Annotated in this window: 18 protein-coding genes; 2 read left to right on the top strand and 16 right to left on the bottom strand. The window is 64.1% G+C overall.

The features are described 5' to 3' along the window. Positions 1-4: 4 nt before the first annotated feature. Both secD and yajC read right to left on the bottom strand, forming a co-directional pair. Positions 5-1,612, bottom strand: coding sequence for a protein translocase subunit SecD (gene secD, locus MJ639_RS01580; protein WP_243368115.1), 1,608 nt, complete (start codon positions 1,610-1,612; stop codon positions 5-7). A 91-nt stretch (positions 1,613-1,703) separates the two neighbouring features. Continuing rightward, on the bottom strand, positions 1,704-1,988 hold the full coding sequence (yajC, locus tag MJ639_RS01575) for a preprotein translocase subunit YajC (RefSeq protein WP_243369002.1): 285 nt from the start codon (positions 1,986-1,988) through the stop codon (positions 1,704-1,706). A 273-nt stretch (positions 1,989-2,261) separates the two neighbouring features. Here yajC and MJ639_RS01570 point away from each other — a divergent pair, with 273 nt between their 5' ends. Further along, positions 2,262-3,137 carry an ATP-binding protein gene (locus tag MJ639_RS01570; protein ID WP_243368113.1) on the top strand — a complete coding sequence of 292 codons (876 nt, stop codon included), beginning with the start codon at positions 2,262-2,264 and terminating at the stop codon, positions 3,135-3,137. A 267-nt stretch (positions 3,138-3,404) separates the two neighbouring features. Here the strand turns inward: MJ639_RS01570 and MJ639_RS01565 are convergent, their stop codons facing one another. The 14 genes from MJ639_RS01565 to MJ639_RS01500 all read right to left on the bottom strand — a co-directional run bounded on the left by MJ639_RS01565 (position 3,405) and on the right by MJ639_RS01500 (position 17,554). After that, positions 3,405-4,427 (bottom strand): M23 family metallopeptidase, encoded by a 1,023-nt coding sequence (locus MJ639_RS01565; RefSeq protein ID WP_341482608.1) that lies wholly within the window; start codon positions 4,425-4,427, stop codon positions 3,405-3,407. A 124-nt stretch (positions 4,428-4,551) separates the two neighbouring features. Next, positions 4,552-5,232, bottom strand: a complete 681-nt coding sequence (locus MJ639_RS01560; RefSeq protein ID WP_243368110.1) for a protein-L-isoaspartate O-methyltransferase family protein — start codon at positions 5,230-5,232, stop codon at positions 4,552-4,554. 10 nt (positions 5,233-5,242) lie between these two features. After that, entirely contained in the window at positions 5,243-6,004 is a 762-nt protein-coding gene (gene surE, locus MJ639_RS01555) for a 5'/3'-nucleotidase SurE (RefSeq protein WP_243368107.1), read from the bottom strand. A gap of 1 nt (position 6,005) precedes the next feature. Next, entirely contained in the window at positions 6,006-7,367 is a 1,362-nt protein-coding gene (serS, locus tag MJ639_RS01550; protein WP_243368106.1) for a serine--tRNA ligase, read from the bottom strand. A gap of 90 nt (positions 7,368-7,457) precedes the next feature. Then, positions 7,458-8,264 (bottom strand): twin-arginine translocase subunit TatC, encoded by an 807-nt coding sequence (gene tatC, locus MJ639_RS01545; protein WP_243368104.1) that lies wholly within the window; start codon positions 8,262-8,264, stop codon positions 7,458-7,460. Beyond that, positions 8,264-8,794, bottom strand: coding sequence for a Sec-independent protein translocase protein TatB (gene tatB / locus MJ639_RS01540; RefSeq protein ID WP_243368102.1), 531 nt, complete (start codon positions 8,792-8,794; stop codon positions 8,264-8,266). Before tatB ends, tatC begins: the two co-directional genes overlap by 1 nt. Positions 8,795-8,857: 63 nt before the next feature. Beyond that, positions 8,858-9,097: a twin-arginine translocase TatA/TatE family subunit gene (locus MJ639_RS01535; protein WP_243368100.1), complete on the bottom strand. Its 240-nt coding sequence runs from the start codon at positions 9,095-9,097 to the stop codon at positions 8,858-8,860. Between the two features lie 57 nt (positions 9,098-9,154). Then, on the bottom strand, positions 9,155-10,279 hold the full coding sequence (locus MJ639_RS01530) for an ABC transporter ATP-binding protein (RefSeq protein WP_243368099.1): 1,125 nt from the start codon (positions 10,277-10,279) through the stop codon (positions 9,155-9,157). Next, on the bottom strand, positions 10,276-11,010 hold the full coding sequence (scpB, locus tag MJ639_RS01525) for an SMC-Scp complex subunit ScpB (protein WP_423790737.1): 735 nt from the start codon (positions 11,008-11,010) through the stop codon (positions 10,276-10,278). Before scpB ends, MJ639_RS01530 begins: the two co-directional genes overlap by 4 nt. Further along, the gene (locus MJ639_RS01520; protein ID WP_243368096.1) at positions 11,007-11,816 is read right to left on the bottom strand and encodes a segregation and condensation protein A; all 810 of its coding nucleotides are present in this window, start codon (positions 11,814-11,816) and stop codon (positions 11,007-11,009) included. The genes scpB and MJ639_RS01520 overlap by 4 nt, the downstream gene beginning before the upstream one ends. A gap of 40 nt (positions 11,817-11,856) precedes the next feature. Further along, positions 11,857-12,876: a beta-N-acetylhexosaminidase gene (gene nagZ / locus MJ639_RS01515; protein WP_243368094.1), complete on the bottom strand. Its 1,020-nt coding sequence runs from the start codon at positions 12,874-12,876 to the stop codon at positions 11,857-11,859. A gap of 71 nt (positions 12,877-12,947) precedes the next feature. Beyond that, on the bottom strand, positions 12,948-14,426 hold the full coding sequence (locus MJ639_RS01510) for an SPOR domain-containing protein (RefSeq protein ID WP_243368093.1): 1,479 nt from the start codon (positions 14,424-14,426) through the stop codon (positions 12,948-12,950). 107 nt (positions 14,427-14,533) lie between these two features. Beyond that, complete coding sequence (gene argS / locus MJ639_RS01505; RefSeq protein WP_243368091.1) at positions 14,534-16,291, bottom strand: arginine--tRNA ligase; 1,758 nt, start codon at positions 16,289-16,291, stop codon at positions 14,534-14,536. A gap of 48 nt (positions 16,292-16,339) precedes the next feature. Continuing rightward, positions 16,340-17,554 carry a deoxyguanosinetriphosphate triphosphohydrolase gene (locus MJ639_RS01500; RefSeq protein WP_243368089.1) on the bottom strand — a complete coding sequence of 405 codons (1,215 nt, stop codon included), beginning with the start codon at positions 17,552-17,554 and terminating at the stop codon, positions 16,340-16,342. A 143-nt stretch (positions 17,555-17,697) separates the two neighbouring features. Between MJ639_RS01500 and erpA the strand changes: the two genes are divergently transcribed. After that, on the top strand, positions 17,698-18,024 hold the full coding sequence (gene erpA / locus MJ639_RS01495; protein ID WP_243368087.1) for an iron-sulfur cluster insertion protein ErpA: 327 nt from the start codon (positions 17,698-17,700) through the stop codon (positions 18,022-18,024). The last annotated feature ends 1 nt before the right edge of the window (position 18,025 follow it).

Here is an 18,025-nt window from a genome sequence, read left to right as displayed (position 1 = left end):
CTCCTTAAAACGGAAGGACTTTGGGACGCGTCCACTGATACCAGAGCGCAATCATCATGCGCGTCAGGGTCACAGCGGTAATCACCGTCGTGAGAATGCCGAGGATGAACACGACCGCGAAGCCGCGAACAGGACCGGAGCCGAGGAAGAACAGGATCACGGCCGCAATGGCCATGGTGCTGTTCGAGTCCACGATGGTCGCGAAAGCGCGGTCGAAACCGGCTTGAACGCCGGAAACGATTGAGCGGCCCGCCTTCACTTCTTCGCGGATGCGCTCGTAGATCAGCACGTTCGAGTCGACCGCCGTGCCGATGGTGAGCACGATGCCCGCGATGCCGGGAAGCGTCAGCGTGGCCTCCAGCACCGACATGAGGCCGAAGATCAGGCCCACATGGACGAGCAGCGCGATGTTGGCGATGAGGCCGAACACGCCGTAAGTGGCGAACATGAAGATGATGACGAAGATGCCGGCGACGTAAGTCGCCATCTTGCCGGCTTCGATGGAGTCACGTCCGAGACCGGGGCCGACGGTGCGCTCTTCCACGATGGTGAGCTTGGCGGGCAGAGCGCCGGAGCGCAGCAGCACGGCAAGATTGTTCACCTGCTCGACAGTGAAGCTGCCCGAGATCTGGCCCGAGCCGCCGGTGATCGGCGACTGGATCGTCGGCGCGGAGATCACGCGGTTATCGAGCACGATGGCAAGCTGACGCCCGAGATTTTCCGTCGTCGCCTGGCCGAAGCGCTGCGCGCCGCGGATGTTGAAGCGGAAATTGACGATCGGCTGATGGGTCTGCGGATCGAAGGCCGCCTGGGCATCCGTCAGGTCGCCGCCCTCGGCGATCACACGACGCTCGACCGGAACGCGCTGGTCTCCTGCCTCCTGCATCGGCAGCATATCAACGTCTGTCGCACCAGCCTGGGCGAGCAGGCGGAACTCGAGATTACCGGTTTCACCGAGCAGCGCCTTGAGCTGTTGCGGATCCTGCAAGCCGGGAACCTGGACGAGAACGCGGTCCGCGCCTTGGCGCTGGATGCTCGGCTCCGTCGTGCCGGTGGCGTCGATACGGCGGCGGACAACCTCGATGGATTGATCGACGGCGCGGCGGACGCGCTCGTTGATACCGGCATCGGTCAGGGTCAGCGAGATCGCGCCGTCGGGTGTCTCGTTGATGACCATGCTGGCATTGCCGGTCTGGCCGAGAACCGCATTGCCGGTGGGCTGCGCCAGTTCGCGCAGGCGCGGCATCAGGCGTTCGCGGTCGGCAGCATTCGGCACGCGGATCTGCACGCCGCGCTGAATGGTCTGAATACCGTTCTGGGAAGCGACGCGGGTATCGCGCAGGACGCGGCGCACGTCGTCGCGCATGAGGGTGATCTGACCGCGCACGAGGTCGGCTTCGTCCACCTGGAGGAGGACGTGAGAACCGCCCTGCAGGTCGAGGCCGAGCACGATGGCGCGCGAGGGCACGAGCCAGGACGGCACCCAGCTCGGAACGGAGGCCAGATACGCCTTGCGCTGCTCAGGCGACATCGCGCTCGGCACCGCCAGCAGCAGGCCGATGATGATGATCGCCATGGTGGCGATGGTTTTCGACTTCGAGAAGCGCAGCATCGTCAGCTCAACCTTTCTCAGACACTCATGCCGCATGAAAGATGCGGCGAACCGGCCCTTGGGAATTGTCCCAAGAGCCGGTTTTCACTCTTTAAGCCTTGACCGGCTCGCTCTTGGTGCGGACTTCGGAGATCATGGCGCGAGCCACCTTCACCTTCACGTTGTCGGCAATCTCGACTTCGACATCGGCCGAATCCTCGAGCACTTTCGTCACCTTGCCGATGATGCCGCCCGAAGTGACGACCGTGTCGCCACGGCGCACGTTCTTGATCATCTCCTGGTGAGCCTTCACGCGGCGCTGCTGCGGACGGATGATCAGGAACCACATGATCACGAAGATCAGGATGAACGGGACGAACTGGAAGATGGCTTCCATGCTGCCCCCGGCACCGGTGGTCGCTTGAGCGAAAGCGGGTGAAATGAACAAGCGGCTCTCCATGGATAAAGGCGCGAGGCGGGCGTCATAGAAGGCCCACCCGCGCCAAACGGGATTAGAAGTGGGCGGACTATACCCATCGACTCCACGAAATCAATGAAGTTAGAGGCCTTTCCCAAGGCTCATGCCGGGCGGGAAGCCCTCTTCCATGGACCGGCGGGCCATTTCCGCGCTAAACACGGCTTCATCACCGTTTCTTGAAGCCGGATACACATGCCAGCCGACCTGACCTCCCCCGAATCCATGACCCTCCTGAAGCGCATTGCCGACGCCCTGGAGCGGCTGGCCCCTGCGGGTGGCGCTCACGCCGATTTCGCGGCGGCCGACGCCTTCGTCTGGCATGCGGCTGGGCGCCGCCTCGCTCCGGTGCCCAAAGTAAACCGGGTCGAGATGACCCTGCTCCGGGGCATCGACCGGGTCCGCGACCAGCTTGCCGAGAATACCGGGCGCTTCGCCAGGGGCCTGCCCGCCAACAATGCCCTGCTCTGGGGCGCAAGGGGCATGGGAAAGTCGTCCCTGGCGAAGGCGGTCCATGCGGAGATCAACGCGTTGAGGGCGGCGGGCAGTCTGCCTCTCAAGCTCATCGAGATTCACCGCGAGGATATCGAGACCCTGCCGGACCTCATGGGCCTTCTGCGCTCCGACCCGCATCGCTTCATCGTGTTCTGCGACGATCTTTCGTTCGATGCGGACGACACCTCCTACAAGTCCCTGAAGGCGGTGCTTGAAGGCGGCATCGAGGGCCGTCCGGACAACGTGATCTTCTACGCCACATCGAACCGCCGCCACCTGCTCCCTCGCGACATGATGGACAACGAGCGCTCGACCGCCATCAATCCGGGCGAGGCCATCGAGGAGAAAGTGTCCCTCTCCGACCGCTTCGGCCTCTGGCTCGGTTTCCACAAATGCAGCCAGGACGAATATCTCGACATGGTCTTCGGCTATGTGGACCATCTCGGCCTCGAGGCCGACCGCGATGCCATTCGCGCAGAGGCATTGGAATGGGCCACCACGCGCGGCGCGCGCTCCGGCCGCACGGCATGGCAGTTCATTCAGGATCTCGCGGGGCGGTTGGGCAAGGCGATTTAAAGACGTCCCTCTAGCAACACCCTCCTCGTCATCCCCGCGCAGGCGGGGATCCATATCCGCGACAGTTCCGAGGAGGATGCTGCGGAACTCATCCGCCTTATTCTGCACTCACGTTGTTTATGGATTCCCGCCTACGCGGGAATGACAGTGGAAACGTTTCCGCATCACGGATCACAAACGACAAAAGGACGGTGGCTGAGCTCCACCGTCCCCTCGCCTTGATCGGCTTCGGGTCTCGAACGCCAATCCAAACTTTTGCCGCGAAACTTAGTCCGCGAGATGCTTCATCGGGTCGACCGGGGTCGCGCCCTTGCGGATCTCGAAGTGGAGCTGCGGCGAGGTCACGTTGCCGGTCTGGCCGGAGGTGGCGATCACCTGGCCGCGCTTTACCTGCTCGCCGCGCTTCACGCTGAGCGAACCGTTATGGGCATAGGCCGAGACGAAGCCGTTGTCGTGACGAACGAGGATGAGATTGCCGTAGCCCTTCACCTCGCTGCCTGCATAGGTGACGGTGCCGGCCTCGGCAGCCTTCACCGGCGTACCTTCCGGCACGGCGATGTTGATGCCCTCATTGCCGCCATTGGCGCCGAAGCCTGCGATCACGCGGCCACGGGCCGGCCAGCGGAAGTTGCTGGTGGAGAGGCTTGCGGTTTCCTCGGGCTCGGCCACCGGAGCCTTGGCTTCGGGAACGGGCGCAGGAGCCGGAGCGGGTGCCACAGCCTGCGGCGCAACCGGAGCGGGCTTCATGGGCTGGGGCTCGATGGCCGCAACCTTCTGAGGCTCGACAGGACGGGCGGGGGTCACGAGCGGCTCGTCGACGGCGGAAGCGACCTGCTGCACCGGAGCGGGCTTCTGAACCGGAGCCTGCATGCCTGGACGAACGCGACTGGGGGTCATAGACGGAACGGCCTGCTCGCCTGTCGCGACCTTGGTCTGATCGACGAAGCGCACCTTCGGCTGCGAAGCCGGTTGCGTCATCGCCATGGGGCGCGGCTGCTGCTGAATGGGGGCCGATGCCATGCGCGAGGGCTGGGACAGCGGCTGTGCCTGCACCGGGGGAAGTGCCTGCGCCTGAACGGAAGGAGTGGGAGCCGCCGCATAGGACGGAGCAGGCTGGGGAGCAGCCGTGGGCGTGCCGGGCGCAACGCGCTCGCTATTGGCGAAAGGATTGGAGAACGGGTTCTCGGCAAACCGCGCGCTCTCACCGCTACAAGCGGCCGCCGCAGAGCCGATCAAACTCACCAGAGCGATCCGCGACACCGTAGCCCAATGCCCGGAACCAACACGCATACGCATAACTCAAATACCCCAACCGCACGCAACTCGATGGGGCGATTAAAACCCTGTTCAGGTTAAGCAAGGGTTGACGCCATGAAAAATGTCGTAACCGTGTCGCAAAAATTTTTCGATTCGATCAGAGTGTCGCCGCAATGCCGGTGACGAGTGGGGAGATGCGCAGCGGCGCTCCCAAGCTCTGACTGCACTCACCATCCGGCGACCGGTCGATCTGCACGAGGCATGGCGAGCCTTCCTGCGTGAGCGCCCCGACGAGACGCCCGCCCGGTCCCAGCAAAGACATGAGGCTTTGCGGAATTTCAGGCCGTGTGCCGTTGAGCAGAACGCGGTCGAACCGCTCGCGCACGCGCACGGCAAGTCCGTCGCCGATCTCAAGGCGCACCTTTCCCGCCTCGACGATCTTGAGATGCTGCGCCGCGCTCTCAGCCAATGTGTTGAACCGCTCGATTGTCGTCACCTCGGCACCAAGATGAGCGAGAAGCGCCGTCACGTAGCCGGTACCCGTTCCCACTTCGAGAATGCGCTGTCCCGGTTTGACGTCGAGCGCCAGCAGCATCTGGGCCACCGTGCCGGGAGCCGTCATGGTCTGGCCGCAGGGAAGCGGCAGGGCGATATCCGTGCGCGAGAGATCGCGGAAGCGACGCGGCGCGAAGACGTCGCGGGGCACGAGCTCCATGGCGCGCAGCAGCGCCGTGCTGCGAATGCCTTTAGCGCGCAGGGACAGAAGAAAGGATGCGACGCCGATGGCCTCCTGCTCGTCACGGGCTTCCGCTTCGGAGAAGAAAGGCTCCTGTCTCATCGCATCGGCCTCAATCGAAGGCTTGCGCGTAGCGCGTGAGCGTCGGCTCGTCGGTCATGTCGATGCGAAGCGGCGTGACCGAGATGCGCTTGTTGGCAAGCGCCCAGAGATCCGTGCCGTTGCCCGGCGTGAAGGGACCGCGCTCGAAGGCGATCCAATAATAGGGATTACCACGCCCGTCGAAGCGCGCATCGAGACGCAGCAGCTCCTGGGTGCGCTGCCCCTGATTGACCACGGACGTACCTTGCACGTCGTTCGGCTCAGCATCCGGAAAGTTGATGTTGACGAGGATACCCTTGTCGATGCCCGCATCGAGGATCTTGCGGATGACCTTCGGGCCGTGATGCTCGGCACAATGCCATTTGAGATTGTTGCGGCTTCCCGGTCCATAGGCCTGCGAGAGCGCGATGGAGGGAATGCCGAGCAGCGTGCCTTCGATGGCGCCCGCGACCGTGCCGGAATAGGTCACGTCCTCGGCCGCGTTCTGCCCGCGATTGACGCCAGAGAGAATGAGGTCGGGCTTGTGCTCGCGCATCAGCTCGCGCACGCCCATGATCACGCAATCGGTCGGCGTGCCCTTCACGGCGAAATGCCGGTCGGAGATTTCACGCAGCCGCAGCGGATCGTTGAGCGAGAGCGAATGCGCGACGCCGCTCTGATCCGTCTCGGGCGCGACCACCCACACATCGTCGGACAACGCGCGCGCAATCGCCTCCAGGGTCTTCAACCCTGGAGCATGGATGCCGTCATCGTTGGTGCAGAGAATGCGCATGTCAGGCCTGACGCTCGATGCGGGTGATGCCGCCCATATAGGGCTGCAGTACGGCAGGCACGGAGACGCTGCCGTCCTCGTTCTGATAGTTCTCAAGAACCGCGACGAGCGTGCGGCCGACCGCGAGGCCCGAACCGTTCAGCGTATGCACGAAGCGCGGCGACTTCTCGGACGGGGTGCGATAGCGGGCATTCATGCGGCGTGCCTGGAAGTCCGAACAGACCGAGCAGCTCGAAATCTCGCGATACATGCCCTGCCCCGGCAGCCACACTTCGATGTCGTAGGTCTTGGTTGAGGCGAAGCCCATGTCGCCCGTGCAGAGCGTCATGGTGCGGAACGGCAGCTCCAGCTTCTTCAGCACGTTCTCCGCGCAGGTGAGCATGCGCTCATGTTCGTCGGCGGAGGTTTCCGGCGTCGTGATCGACACGAGCTCGCATTTCACGAACTGGTGCTGGCGGATCATGCCGCGCGTGTCGCGACCGGCGGAGCCTGCCTCGGCGCGGAAGCTCGGGGTGAGCGCAGTGAAGCGCAGGGGCAGCTCCTCTTCCGAGAGAATCTGCTCGCGCACGAGATTGGTGAGCGTGACCTCCGCCGTCGGGATCATGCCATAGCGGGTGTCCTTGATGATCTTCTGCACGGCTTCGCGTGGCTGACCGTCGAAAGCGGCGGCAACAGCCTGCTCGAGCGAATTGCCAGGGAAAGCCCAGAACTGATCGTCCTCAAATTTCGGCAACTGCGCCGTGCCGAACATGGTGTCGTCGCGCACCAGCAGCGGCGGGTTCACTTCCGTGTAGCCATGCTCATTGATGTGCAGGTCGATCATGAACTGCCCGAGCGCGCGCTCCAAACGGGCAAGCCCGCCTTTCAGAACCACGAAGCGCGAGCCCGAAAGTTTGGCGGCAGCTTCGAAATCCATGAGGCCGAGGGCCTCGCCGATCTCGAAATGCTGCTTGGCGCTGTTGATCGTCGGGGGGGTGCCGAAGCGGTGGCGCTCTACGTTGCCATTCTCGTCGGAGCCGACCGGCACATCGTCCTTCGGGATGTTCGGGATCGCGGCCAGGGCATCGAACAGAGCCTTCTCCGCGAAGCGCTCAGCTTCTTCGAGAGCGGGCATCGTTTCCTTGATATTGGCGACCTCGGCCATCAGCTCCTGCGCGCGGGCCTCGTCCTTCTTCGCCTTGGCTTGGCCGATCTCCTTGGACATGGCGTTGCGGCGCTCGGTGGCGGCCTGCAGCGCGGAGATGGCGGCCTTACGGCCATCGTCGAGGGCGATCAGCTTCGCGGACAAGGGCTCCATGCCCCGGTTCAGGAGGCCTTTATCGAAAGCCGCAGGGTTCTCGCGGATGGAACGGATGTCGTGCATGGGACTGACTCGGGTCTGCTGAAATGAAGCGCCCTGCCCTTAGCACAGACCGCTCCTTTGTTCACGCCAAGGATTGAAAGGCTCTTGAGCCTAGCCTTCCGCCTCGCGCGCGGCCTCGGCTTCCGCGCGCTTCCTCTCCACCATGCGGACGGAGAAGATGGACGCCTCGTAAAGAAGCAAGGTGGGGACCGCAAGGGCGAACTGGCTGATCACGTCCGGGGGCGTCAGCACCGCTGCGATGATGAAGACGATCACGATGGCATAGCGCCGCTTGCTCTTGAGGAACTCGGAATCGATGATCCCGGCGCGGGCGAGCAGGGTCAGGACCACGGGCAGCTGGAAGCAGATGCCGAAGGCAAAGATCAGGGTCATGATCAGCGACAGGTACTCGCTGACCTTCGGCAGGAACTCGATGGCCGGAGCATTGTCCGTCGCAAGCTGCTGCATGCCGACCGAGAAGCGCATGAGCAGCGGCATCGCGAAGAAATAGACGCAGGCCGCACCGATCGCGAAGAGAACCGGCGTTGCAACCAGATAAGGCAGGAAGGCCCGCCGTTCGTTCTTATAAAGGCCGGGAGCCACGAACTTGTAGATCTGAACGGCGATCACCGGGAAGGCCAGGAAGCCGGCGCCGAAAGCCGCCACCTGGATCTGCGTGAACAGATATTCGAGGCCGTGCGTATAGACGAGATGCGCCTTTTCGGGCGAGCCGACCGCAAAGACGTAAGGCCATACGAGCGCGTTGTAGATGTACTTCGCGCCCGCGAAGCAGATGAAGAACATGGCGACGAACGCGATCATCGCCTTGATCAGGCGCGAGCGCAGCTCGGTCAGGTGCTCGATCAGAGGCGCGCGCGATGCCTCGACCTCATCCTCTTCAATGGGAGCGGTGGTCATCAGGCTTTCGCGTCCGGTTTCTCAGGGGCTTCTGCCAGTGCAGCCGCTTTCTGGGTTTCGATTTCCGCCTCGCGGCGCAGGGACTCGGCGATGGTCTCGGCCGGGTCGTCCATGGGCGGAGGCGGCAGGTCGATCAGAGGATCAGCGGCGGACTCGGGCGCCCGCCCCTCCACGATGGCCTGGATCGTGGCGTCGCCGGTCGGCTGCGCGGCAGGTGCCTCGGACGTGCTGGCCACCGGCTTCTCAACGGCGGTCTTCAACTCGTCTCGGATCGTCTGGATCGGGTTGAAGCTCGTGTTGTTGATGCTGGAGACGCTGTCGTTGACGCCCTGGAGCTGCTTCTTGACGTCGTCGAGATCGGCTTCGCGCATGGCGTCGTTGAACTGGCCCTGGAACTCCGCCGCCATGCGGCGCAGCTTGCCCGTGACCTGCCCCACCGTGCGAAGCGCGCGCGGCAGGTCCTTCGGGCCGATCACGATCAACGCGACGGCGCCGATCACCATGACCTCACCCCAGCTCATGTCCAACATGGCGTGGCCTCGACTCTGCCGTTACTCACCGCAGCCGCAGGAAAGCGGCTGCAATCCAAAAACTCAACCGACCTTGTGATCCGTCGTGGTGGCATTCGTCTGCGTGCCAGCCTGATGATCGATGGTGCGAACAGGCTCGGAAGGCTGGACAGGCTTTGCCGTGTCGTCGTCGGCCATGCCCTTCTTGAAGGCTTTGATGCCCTTGGCGACATCGCCCATCATGTCGGAGATCTTGCCGCGTCCGAACAGCAGAACGACGATCAGACCCACAACGATCCAGTGCCAAATACTAGCGCCACCCATGGCAATCCTCCTGCGCCCCTAAGGACGCGAAACTGGAATTAAGAACTCGCGGTCAACCTATGCGTCGGCCGCGGCGAAAACAAGGACATCCTTTGGACCAACCTCGATGCCCACATCCTGCCCCTCCCTCACCCCAACGGGATCGTGAACGCGGGCCTGAAGCGGCCGGTCGAGACCGGGAACGTCGATATGCACCAGATCGACCTCGCCGAGAAAGCGACGTGACACCACACGTCCCGGCAGGCAGAAGCCGGGTGGCTTGAGCCTCACCCCCTGCGGCCGCACGCAGACGATGGCGGGGCCATCCCCCAGGCCAGGCGCGGGAAAGACCCCGACCGGGCAGGAAACCTGCCCGTTCTTCACAATGCCCTCGATCTCGTTGAAGTCGCAGAAGAAGCGCGCGGCGAAGAGACTGACCGGCTGGTGGTAGATCTCCTCGGCGGGCCCTTGCTGGACGATGGTGCCCGCGCTCATCAGAACGATCCGATCCGCGATCCGCATGGCCTCTTCCGGATCGTGCGTGACCACGATGGTGGTCGCGCCGGTTTCTCTCAGGATGGCGACGGTCTCGTCGCGGATCGCATCGCGCATGCGCCGGTCGAGGTTCGAGAACGGCTCGTCCATGAGCAGCACGCCGGGACGGGGCGCGATGGAGCGCGCCAGAGCCACACGCTGTTGCTCGCCGCCCGAGAGCGTATGGGGAAATTCATTCGCATAATGCTCGAGGCCCACGCGTGAGAGAGCGCGGCGGGCCGCGATGTCGGCCTCGGAGGCCGAGAGGTCTTTGAGGCCGAACTTCACGTTCTGCAGGATCGTCATATGCGGGAAGAGCGCATAATCCTGGAACATGAGGCCGATGCCGCGCCGCTCCGGCTCAATGAAAGCCTGGGTCCCGCTGACCTCGCGGCCATCCATCAGCACCCGGCCGGAGGTGGGAGCCTCAACGCCCGCCGCGATGCGCAGAAGCGTGGTCTTGCCGCAGCCCGAATGGCCGAGCAGGCAGACGAGTTCGCCCGGCTCGACGGTGAGCGACACGCCCTTGAGTGCCTGGGTGGAATTGTAGGTCTGGACGATGTTCTCGAAGGAGAGCTGGGCCGGAATGGACGCACCCGCCGTGCCGCGCTGCCCCCATCGGGGCAGACGGAAACGGTCGCGTGCGGACAAGGCGGGCCTGTCGCTCATTCCTCGCCGGTCTCGCCCGTCTCGGTCTTGTGCATGTCGAGGGGTTCCTGGAACAGGTCGTCCTGATCCAGCGGATCCTCGTCCTCGCGCAGGGCCTCCGCATCCGAGGGCACCGGCACGGACATGTCGGAGGGCACACGGCCTTCGATGAAGCCTGCGCCTTTCAGTTCCTCGAGACCCGGCAGGTCCTCGATGGCGTCCAGGCCGAAATGATCCAGGAAGGCGGGAGAAGTGCCATAGGTAACCGGGCGGCCCGGCGCCTTGCGGCGGCCGCGAAGGCGGATCCAGCCGGTCTCCAACAGCAGGTCCAGCGTACCCTTGGAGGTGGCGACGCCGCGGATTTCTTCGATCTCGGCGCGGGTCACCGGCTGGTGATAGGCGATGATCGAAAGCGTCTCCATGGCGGCGCGGGAGAGCTTGCGCTGCTCGACCACGTCGCGGGAGAGCACGAAGGACAGGTCGCTCGCCGTGCGGAACGCCCACTTCCCCGCCACGCGCACGAGATTGACGCCACGCAGGGCATAGATCTCCTGCAGGTCCTCCAGAATCTTCTGGATATCCGCGCCTTCCGGCAGGCGTCCGGCGAGTTCCTCGGGCCCAAGGGGCTCGGCGGAGGCGAACAGAAGCGCCTCGGCGATGCGGATGGCCTCGTTATGATCCGGGACACGGCTTTCGACGGAGGTTTCCTCCGGAGCCTCGACGTCTTCGATTTCGTCGGTTTCGTTCATCATGATTGGGCTCCTGTTTCGGCCTGGTCAGCGGATTTGACCCAGACCGGAGCGAAGGCTTCATCCTGCCTCACCGTGAGCTTGCCCTCGCGGACCATTTCCAGGGTCGCGGACAGGGCGGAGGCGAGAACGGTCGGCCGCATGGCGGGCTCGACCATGAATTCCACGAGATAGGTATCGAGCGTCACCCAATCGCCGCTCAGGTGACCCACGAGCCGTTCCAGGGCCTCGCGGGCATCGATCAGCGACCAGACATTGCGCTTGTGCAGGGAAACCTTGCTGTTGAACTGCACCTGCCGCTGCTGCGCATAGGCCTTCAGCAGGTCGTAGAGGCTGGCCTCGTAGCGGGCATCCCGGTTCACGATCACCGGCTCGGGCGCACCACGGGCAAAGACGTCCCGGCCCAGAAGCGAGCGTTCGCCGAGCTTCTGGGCGACTTCGCGGATGGCTTCCAGGCGGCGCAGGCGCAGGGCAAGAGCGGTCGCCAGATCCTCGGCGCTCGGCTCCTCACCCTTCGGCGGTTCCGGCAGCAGGAGGCGGGATTTCAGATAGGCGAGCCAAGCCGCCATCACGAGGTAATCGGCCGCCAACTCCAGGCGCATGCGGCGAGCTTCTTCGATGAAGGCGATGTATTGCTCGGCCAGCGCCAAGATGGAAATGCGGTGCAAATCCACCTTCTGACGGCGGGCAAGTTCCAGCAGGAGGTCGAGCGGGCCTTCGAACCCGTCCACGTCCACGAGGAGCGCAGGCTCGCCTTCACCGCGCTCGGCGGTGGGCTCGACATCCTCGAAGGGTAAGGGTTTGGCCATGAACGATACTCTAAAACTCAGCGGGGCGACCTTGGGGCTCTCACGCGATCATCGCAAGCGCGGCATCGAGTCTTCCACGCGCATCCACAGGATCGAGCGGCTCCGGCTCATGCCGGATACGGGAAAGGGCGACCTCGGCTCTCCTTAGGGCAACGCCTTCCAGAAGCGGCGCTCCCTCAGCAACGGCAATCATTTCAGCCATATCCCCGTTGCAATGCAGGGCCATGTCGCATCCAGCAGCGATCGCGGCCTCGGTCTTGTCCCGGAAGGAGCCGGACAGGGCCTTCATGGCCAGATCGTCCGTCATAACGAGGCCGTCATAGCCGATATGGCCGCGAATGATGTCCCGCATGACGATGGGAGAGGTCGTGGCCGGACGCTCGGGGTCGATCGCCGTGTAGACCACATGGGCCGTCATCGCGAGGGGCATGTCGGTGAGCATGCGGAAGGGCGCGAAATCGTGGCGCTCCAGCTCCTCGCGGGAGGCATCGACCACCGGCAGGGCCTGATGGCTGTCGGCCCCTGCCCGGCCATGGCCCGGCATGTGCTTGATCACTGGAAGGACACCGCCGGCAAGAAGCCCTTCAGCGGCGGCGCGCCCGAGCACGGCCACCTTCTCCGGCGTCTTGCCGTAGGCCCGGTCGCCGATGACGTCGTGAGCCCCCGGCGACGGCACGTCGAGAACCGGCAGGCAATCCACAGTCACGCCCACCGCGCGCAGGTCATGCGCGATCAGGCGGGCACCGAGGCGGGCGAGCTCCCGCTGCATCAGGGGATTGTCGGCATGAAGAGCGCCGTAGGCGGCGCCGGAGGGATATTTGGGCCAGTTCGGCGGGCCCATGCGCTGAACCCGGCCGCCTTCCTGGTCGATCAGGATGGGGGCGTCCTCGCGCCCGACCGTATCCCGCAAGGCGGCGCAGAGCGCCCTCACCTGTTCAGGGCTCTCGATGTTCCGGCGGAACAGGATGAAGCCCCAGGGAGCCGCCTCCTTGAAGAAGGCGATCTCGTCAGGGGTCAGCGTGAGGCCGGAGCAGCCAGCAATAAAGGCGCGGGTTTTCATGCCCGCGCCTTACGTCCCTTGAGTACAAGGGTCAAGAAGTCTTGTCGGCCAAGGTCCCGGCCAAACCGCCTTTAGTTCTTGGCCACGAAGCACTGGCCGCCCTGGCCCTGCAGCTTGGAGCAGAGCGAGGAGGCCTCTTCACGCGACAGCGGACCGACGCGGACGCGGTAGATCGTGTTGCCGTTCACCTCGGCCTTGCGGATCAGCGCCGGCATGCCGTCGAGATCGGCATATTTGCGCTGGAGCTGGGCAAAGGTGGAGTTCGCAGCGGCTTCCGAGCCGGCCACGCCGAGCTGGGCCGAGAACCCGCCGACGCTGGTGTCGGAAGCGGCAGCCGCAGGCGCAGCGGCGGCAGCCGGCTGGACCGCAGCCACCCGCTGCTGTGCAGGCGTCGCTACGGGAGCAGCGGGAGCAGGTGTCGCAGCCACAGGCGTTGCAGCGGCCGGGGTCGCGGCGACAGGCGCGGGCTTCGGGGTCGGCGCGGGTGCCACGGGAGCCGGAGCAGGCGTCGCAGCGGCAGGCCTGGGCTGAGGAGCAGTCGTCTGGGCCGAGGCCACCTGAACGTTCGGAGCAGTGGCAGCGGCAGGCATGGTCATGGCAGGAACCGGAGCAGCTTCAGCAGGCGCGCCGGCCACGGTGCCGTCAGGACGGATCGTGACGGTGCGTACCTTACGCGGCTCACCGAGATTCAGGCTGTTAGATGTATTGCGGGCCTGGGCATGCGCGCCGGGAACCGTTGCGCCGGTTGCGTCGGCCACGGCTCCGCCAGTGGAGCGAACGGCCTGCTTCACGTCGACGGGTTGCTCCTCTCGGTTCACCACCTTGGTCTCGGTGTTCTGCTGAGCGCGCTCGTAAATCTGCTTGTTCTGATTGGGGATCTCGACGCCGCCGGGATTCTGCGGCTGCACCTTCACGGGGTCCTTCGTCGCCTGAACGAGAACCGGCGCACCGTCCGCTCCACCGGGCGTACCGGTGAACGTGTAGGCCGCGCCGCCACCGATCACGACAGCACCGACCACAGCAGCGATGGCAACCAGTCCCTTGCGGGAGCGGGGCTTCTCGACCGGCGGATAGTTCAGGCGCTCCGGCTGGGCATAATCGGCGTCGGCATAGTTGCCTTGGCCGTCGTCATAATACTCATCCGCATAAGCCGCCTGATGCTGAGCCTGGGCAGGCTGCTGGTAAGCGTAAGCCTGACCGGCGCCACGGGGAGCCTCGGGCTGAGCGGGATAGCTGCCGAGATTGAAATCCGGGATTTCGAACTCGCTCGCATGCGCCTGCGACTGAGCCTGGCGGGGGGCCGGCGTCATAGTGTCACGGGTCGCGAAAAGATCGTCGATCGCCGAGGCCTGCTGACGCGGGCGAGCGGCTCCATCATTGGCCAAAATGGCCTGGAAAGGGTCGTCCTGCCCTACGATCCGGGCCAATTCGGCCAGCGGATCATTATTGCGCGGGGCGGCAGGCTGAGCCTGAGGGGAGCCCGCCTGGGCAAGGTGCCGCTCGATCTCATTCAGATCGACAGCAAAACGGGGCTTCACTGATTCGCTCATGCGCCGGTCCTCCAGTTACGCGACAGGAGCCCTAGCGCTCCGCCGGCAAGACGTGACAGCATCCGGCGCAGACATCTCCCTAAGCGGTTGATCCGCTTGAGAAAACGTTAGCGCATTTCATCGGGTGCCGTGACGCCCAGGATTGCAAGACCGGCTGCGAGCACCCCTTTGAGGGCGTGCACGAGAGCGAGCCTCGCTTTTGTTGAATCTTTATCAGTTAGATTAACAAAGCGTAATTGCGGCAAGTCTTTGCCCTTATTCCATAAACTATGGAAGGCGCTGGCGAGATCGTAGAGGTAGAACGCAACTCGGTGCGGCTCGTGTGCCTCGGCGGCGGCCTCCACCATGCGCGGAAACTGGGCGATGCGATGGATGAGATCCGTCTCCGCTTCATCGGCCAGAATCGTGAAATCGGCCTTGGCAAGCTGGGCCGCGGAGAAGTCCTCGCCCGGATAGGCCTCCGCCGCCTGACGGAAGATCGAGGCGCAGCGGGCATGGGCGTACTGGACGTAGAAGACCGGGTTGTCCTTGGATTGCTCGACGACCTTCGCCAGATCGAAGTCCAGGGTCGCGTCGTTCTTGCGGAAGATCATCATGAAACGCGTCGCATCGCGGCCCACCTCGTCCACCACCTCGCGCAGGGTCACGAAGTCGCCGGAGCGCTTGGACATCTTCACCGGCTCGCCGTTGCGCAACAGCTTCACGAGCTGGCAGAGCTTCACATCGAGATCGCCCTTGCTGTCGGTGACAGCCTTGGTAGCGGCCTGCATGCGCTTCACGTAACCGCCGTGATCCGCGCCCCACACGTCGATCATGGACGCGAAGCCGCGCTCGTACTTCGAGCGGTGATAGGCGATGTCGGAGGCGAAATAGGTGTAGGAGCCGTCGGACTTGAGCAGCGGACGATCCACCTCGTCACCGAAGGCGGTGGCGCGGAACAGAAGCTGCTCGCGGTCTTCCCAATCCTCGTCCTTCTGGCCCTTGGGGGGCGGCAGGCGGCCCATGTAGACCAGATCGCGGCTGCGCATATCCTCGATCAGCTTCTTCACCTGATCTTCCGCGCCGAGCTGCAGGGAGCGCTCGGAGAAGAACACGTCGTGATGGATGTTGAGAACCGCGAGATCGGCGCGGATCATGTCCATCATGGCGTTGATGGAGGTCTCGCGCACGAGCGGCAGCCACTCGGCTTCAGGCTTGCTCAGAAGGCTCTCGCCATGCTCCTTGGCAAGGCGCTCGCCGACGGGCTTGAGGTAATCGCCCGGATAGAGGCCTTCCGGAATCTCGCCGATGTCATGGCCGAGCGCCTCCTTGTAGCGAAGGAAGGCGGAACGGGCGAGCACATCGACCTGTGCGCCCGCGTCGTTGATGTAGTACTCGCGACTGACTTTGTAGCCAGCGAAATCGAGAAGGCCGGCAAGCGCATCGCCGAACACCGCGCCACGGCAATGGCCCACATGCATCGGGCCGGTCGGATTGGCGGAGACGTATTCCACGTTGACTGGCTCGCCCGCGCCCTGCGTGCTGCGGCCGAAATTGGCCTCAGCAACAGCGGCGCCCAGCACCTCGTGCATCACCTGAGGCGTCAGGCGGATATTGATGAAGCCGGGGCCTGCGATTTCGACTTTCGTGACGCGCGGATCGCCCTGGAGATCGGCCACGAGCAGATCGGCGAGAGCGCGCGGGTTCATGCGCGCTTCCTTGGAGAGCACCATGGCGGCGTTGGTGGCGAGATCGCCATGGGAGGGATCGCGCCGCGGCTCGACCACGACGCGGCTCACGTCCAGCCCCGATGGGATCTTCCCCTCACCGGCCAGACGGTCCAGCGCATCGGCAACCCGCTTCTCAAACAACGCGAAAATGTTCATGGTTCTTTGTCTCGATAGGGCATCGCGCCCTGAAATGCTTTGGTGCGCCTAGCGCAGGTCCGGCGTTACGTCAAACAAACGTCGGTGTTCGAGGATCGCATAACGGTCCGTCATGCCGGCAATGTAATCTGCCACCCGTCGGGCCAGACGCGGCTCGTCATCCCTCGGTAGGTCCGCCTGCCATTCCTCCGGCATCAACTCAGGCTCGGCCTTGAAGCGGCGGAACAGGTCTCGCAACACGTCATCGGCCTGGGCGCGCACGCGCATCACCTCGGCATGGCGGTACATGCGGGCATAGAGGAAGCGCTTGATGGCAGCGTCGGCCTCCCGCATTCCGTCGGAGAAGCAGATCACGGTCTCCCCGGCCTTCCGGATGTCCTTGGCGCTTTGAGGATTCAGTGCCGCAATCCGCTTGTCGCCCTCGGCCACCACATCCTCCACGAACCGGGTAATGACCCGCCGGGTCAGCTCGTGGATGCGCCGGGAAAGATCGAGGTTCGGCCAGCGATCGTCGATCTCGGACAGGATCGCGTTGAGGAGCGGTACCTCGCGCAAGTCGTCGATCCTGAACAAACCCGCCCTCAACCCGTCGTCGATATCATGGGCATCATAGGCGATATCGTCGGCGATGGCGGCGGCCTGGGCCTCACCGCTGGCGAAGGTGGCCAATTCCAGGTCCTGGATGACGTTGTATTCCGTGATGGCGAGCGGCACGCCGCGCGCGGCATAGCGCAGGGTCGGCTTGCCGTCCGCTTCCAGAAGCGGGCCGTTATGCTTCACCAACCCTTCCAGGGTCTCCCAGGTCAGGTTGAGCCCATCGTAATCCGGATAGCGACGCTCCAGGCGTGTGACGACCCGCAAGGCCTGGGCGTTGTGGTCGAAGCCGCCGAACGCCGCCATGCATTCTTCGAGCGTATCCTCGCCCGTATGGCCGAACGGCGTGTGGCCGAGATCGTGGGAGAGCGCCAGAGCCTCCGCCAGGTCCTCGTCGAGGCCGAGCGAGCGGGCCAAGGCGCGGGCGATCTGGCTGACCTCGATGGTGTGCGTCAGGCGCGTCCGGAAATGGTCGCCCTCGTGATAGACGAAGACCTGGGTCTTATGCTTCAGCCGCCGGAAGGCCGAGGAATGGATGATCCGGTCCCGGTCACGCTGGAAATCGCTGCGAGTCGGGGAAACCGCCTCAGGATACAGGCGCCCACGGCTGGCCCACGGATTGCAGGCATAGGGGGCTCGCCATCTCTCGCCAAAGGGCCGCACGATCATCCTCGGGTTGAAGCCTTGTCAGGGTGCACTTACTTTGGTCTTAGAGCATGATTCAGAAAAGTGGGATCCGGTTTTCTGATAAAATCATGCTTATACAAGAGCTTGTGCAAGATTTATGTCCTCCTGAGGACTGGAAGCCCGCTATGTCTGGAATTTCCCTCACCGAACGTGCCGCCCGCCGCATCAACGAGATCATGGCTTCCGAGCCGCAAGGCTCGATGCTGAGAATCAGCGTCAATGGCGGCGGCTGTTCCGGGTTCCAATATGCCTTCGACGTGGACCGGACGCGGCAGGACGACGACCTTCTCATCGAGAAGGACGGGGCAACCGTGATCGTGGACGAGGTTTCGATTCAGTACATGGACGGCTCGGTCATCGACTTCGTGGACGACCTGATCGGACAGTCCTTCAAGATAGAGAACCCCCATGCCACAGCCTCCTGCGGCTGCGGCACGTCATTTTCTTTGTAAA

The organism is Microvirga solisilvae (assembly GCF_022808595.1).
GTDB classification, from domain to species: Bacteria; Pseudomonadota; Alphaproteobacteria; order Rhizobiales; family Beijerinckiaceae; genus Microvirga; species Microvirga solisilvae.
Note: the sequence above shows the minus strand (reverse complement) of the source record. Positions and strands in the feature narration are given on the sequence as shown.

Coding starts and splice junctions, on each gene's coding strand:
- tatC (WP_243368104.1), bottom strand. CDS start 8,264: ATGACCACCGCTCCCATTGAAGAGGATGAGGTCGAGGCATCGCGCGCG.
- erpA (WP_243368087.1), top strand. CDS start 17,698: ATGTCTGGAATTTCCCTCACCGAACGTGCCGCCCGCCGCATCAACGAG.
- tatB (WP_243368102.1), bottom strand. CDS start 8,794: ATGTTGGACATGAGCTGGGGTGAGGTCATGGTGATCGGCGCCGTCGCG.
- surE (WP_243368107.1), bottom strand. CDS start 6,004: ATGCGCATTCTCTGCACCAACGATGACGGCATCCATGCTCCAGGGTTG.
- nagZ (WP_243368094.1), bottom strand. CDS start 12,876: ATGAAAACCCGCGCCTTTATTGCTGGCTGCTCCGGCCTCACGCTGACC.
- MJ639_RS01565 (WP_341482608.1), bottom strand. CDS start 4,427: ATGCGTGTTGGTTCCGGGCATTGGGCTACGGTGTCGCGGATCGCTCTG.
- scpB (WP_423790737.1), bottom strand. CDS start 11,010: ATGATGAACGAAACCGACGAAATCGAAGACGTCGAGGCTCCGGAGGAA.
- secD (WP_243368115.1), bottom strand. CDS start 1,612: ATGCTGCGCTTCTCGAAGTCGAAAACCATCGCCACCATGGCGATCATC.
- MJ639_RS01570 (WP_243368113.1), top strand. CDS start 2,262: ATGCCAGCCGACCTGACCTCCCCCGAATCCATGACCCTCCTGAAGCGC.
- argS (WP_243368091.1), bottom strand. CDS start 16,291: ATGAACATTTTCGCGTTGTTTGAGAAGCGGGTTGCCGATGCGCTGGAC.
- MJ639_RS01535 (WP_243368100.1), bottom strand. CDS start 9,097: ATGGGTGGCGCTAGTATTTGGCACTGGATCGTTGTGGGTCTGATCGTC.
- MJ639_RS01520 (WP_243368096.1), bottom strand. CDS start 11,816: ATGGCCAAACCCTTACCCTTCGAGGATGTCGAGCCCACCGCCGAGCGC.
- MJ639_RS01500 (WP_243368089.1), bottom strand. CDS start 17,554: ATGATCGTGCGGCCCTTTGGCGAGAGATGGCGAGCCCCCTATGCCTGC.
- MJ639_RS01510 (WP_243368093.1), bottom strand. CDS start 14,426: ATGAGCGAATCAGTGAAGCCCCGTTTTGCTGTCGATCTGAATGAGATC.
- serS (WP_243368106.1), bottom strand. CDS start 7,367: ATGCACGACATCCGTTCCATCCGCGAGAACCCTGCGGCTTTCGATAAA.
- yajC (WP_243369002.1), bottom strand. CDS start 1,988: ATGGAAGCCATCTTCCAGTTCGTCCCGTTCATCCTGATCTTCGTGATC.
- MJ639_RS01530 (WP_243368099.1), bottom strand. CDS start 10,279: ATGAGCGACAGGCCCGCCTTGTCCGCACGCGACCGTTTCCGTCTGCCC.
- MJ639_RS01560 (WP_243368110.1), bottom strand. CDS start 5,232: ATGAGACAGGAGCCTTTCTTCTCCGAAGCGGAAGCCCGTGACGAGCAG.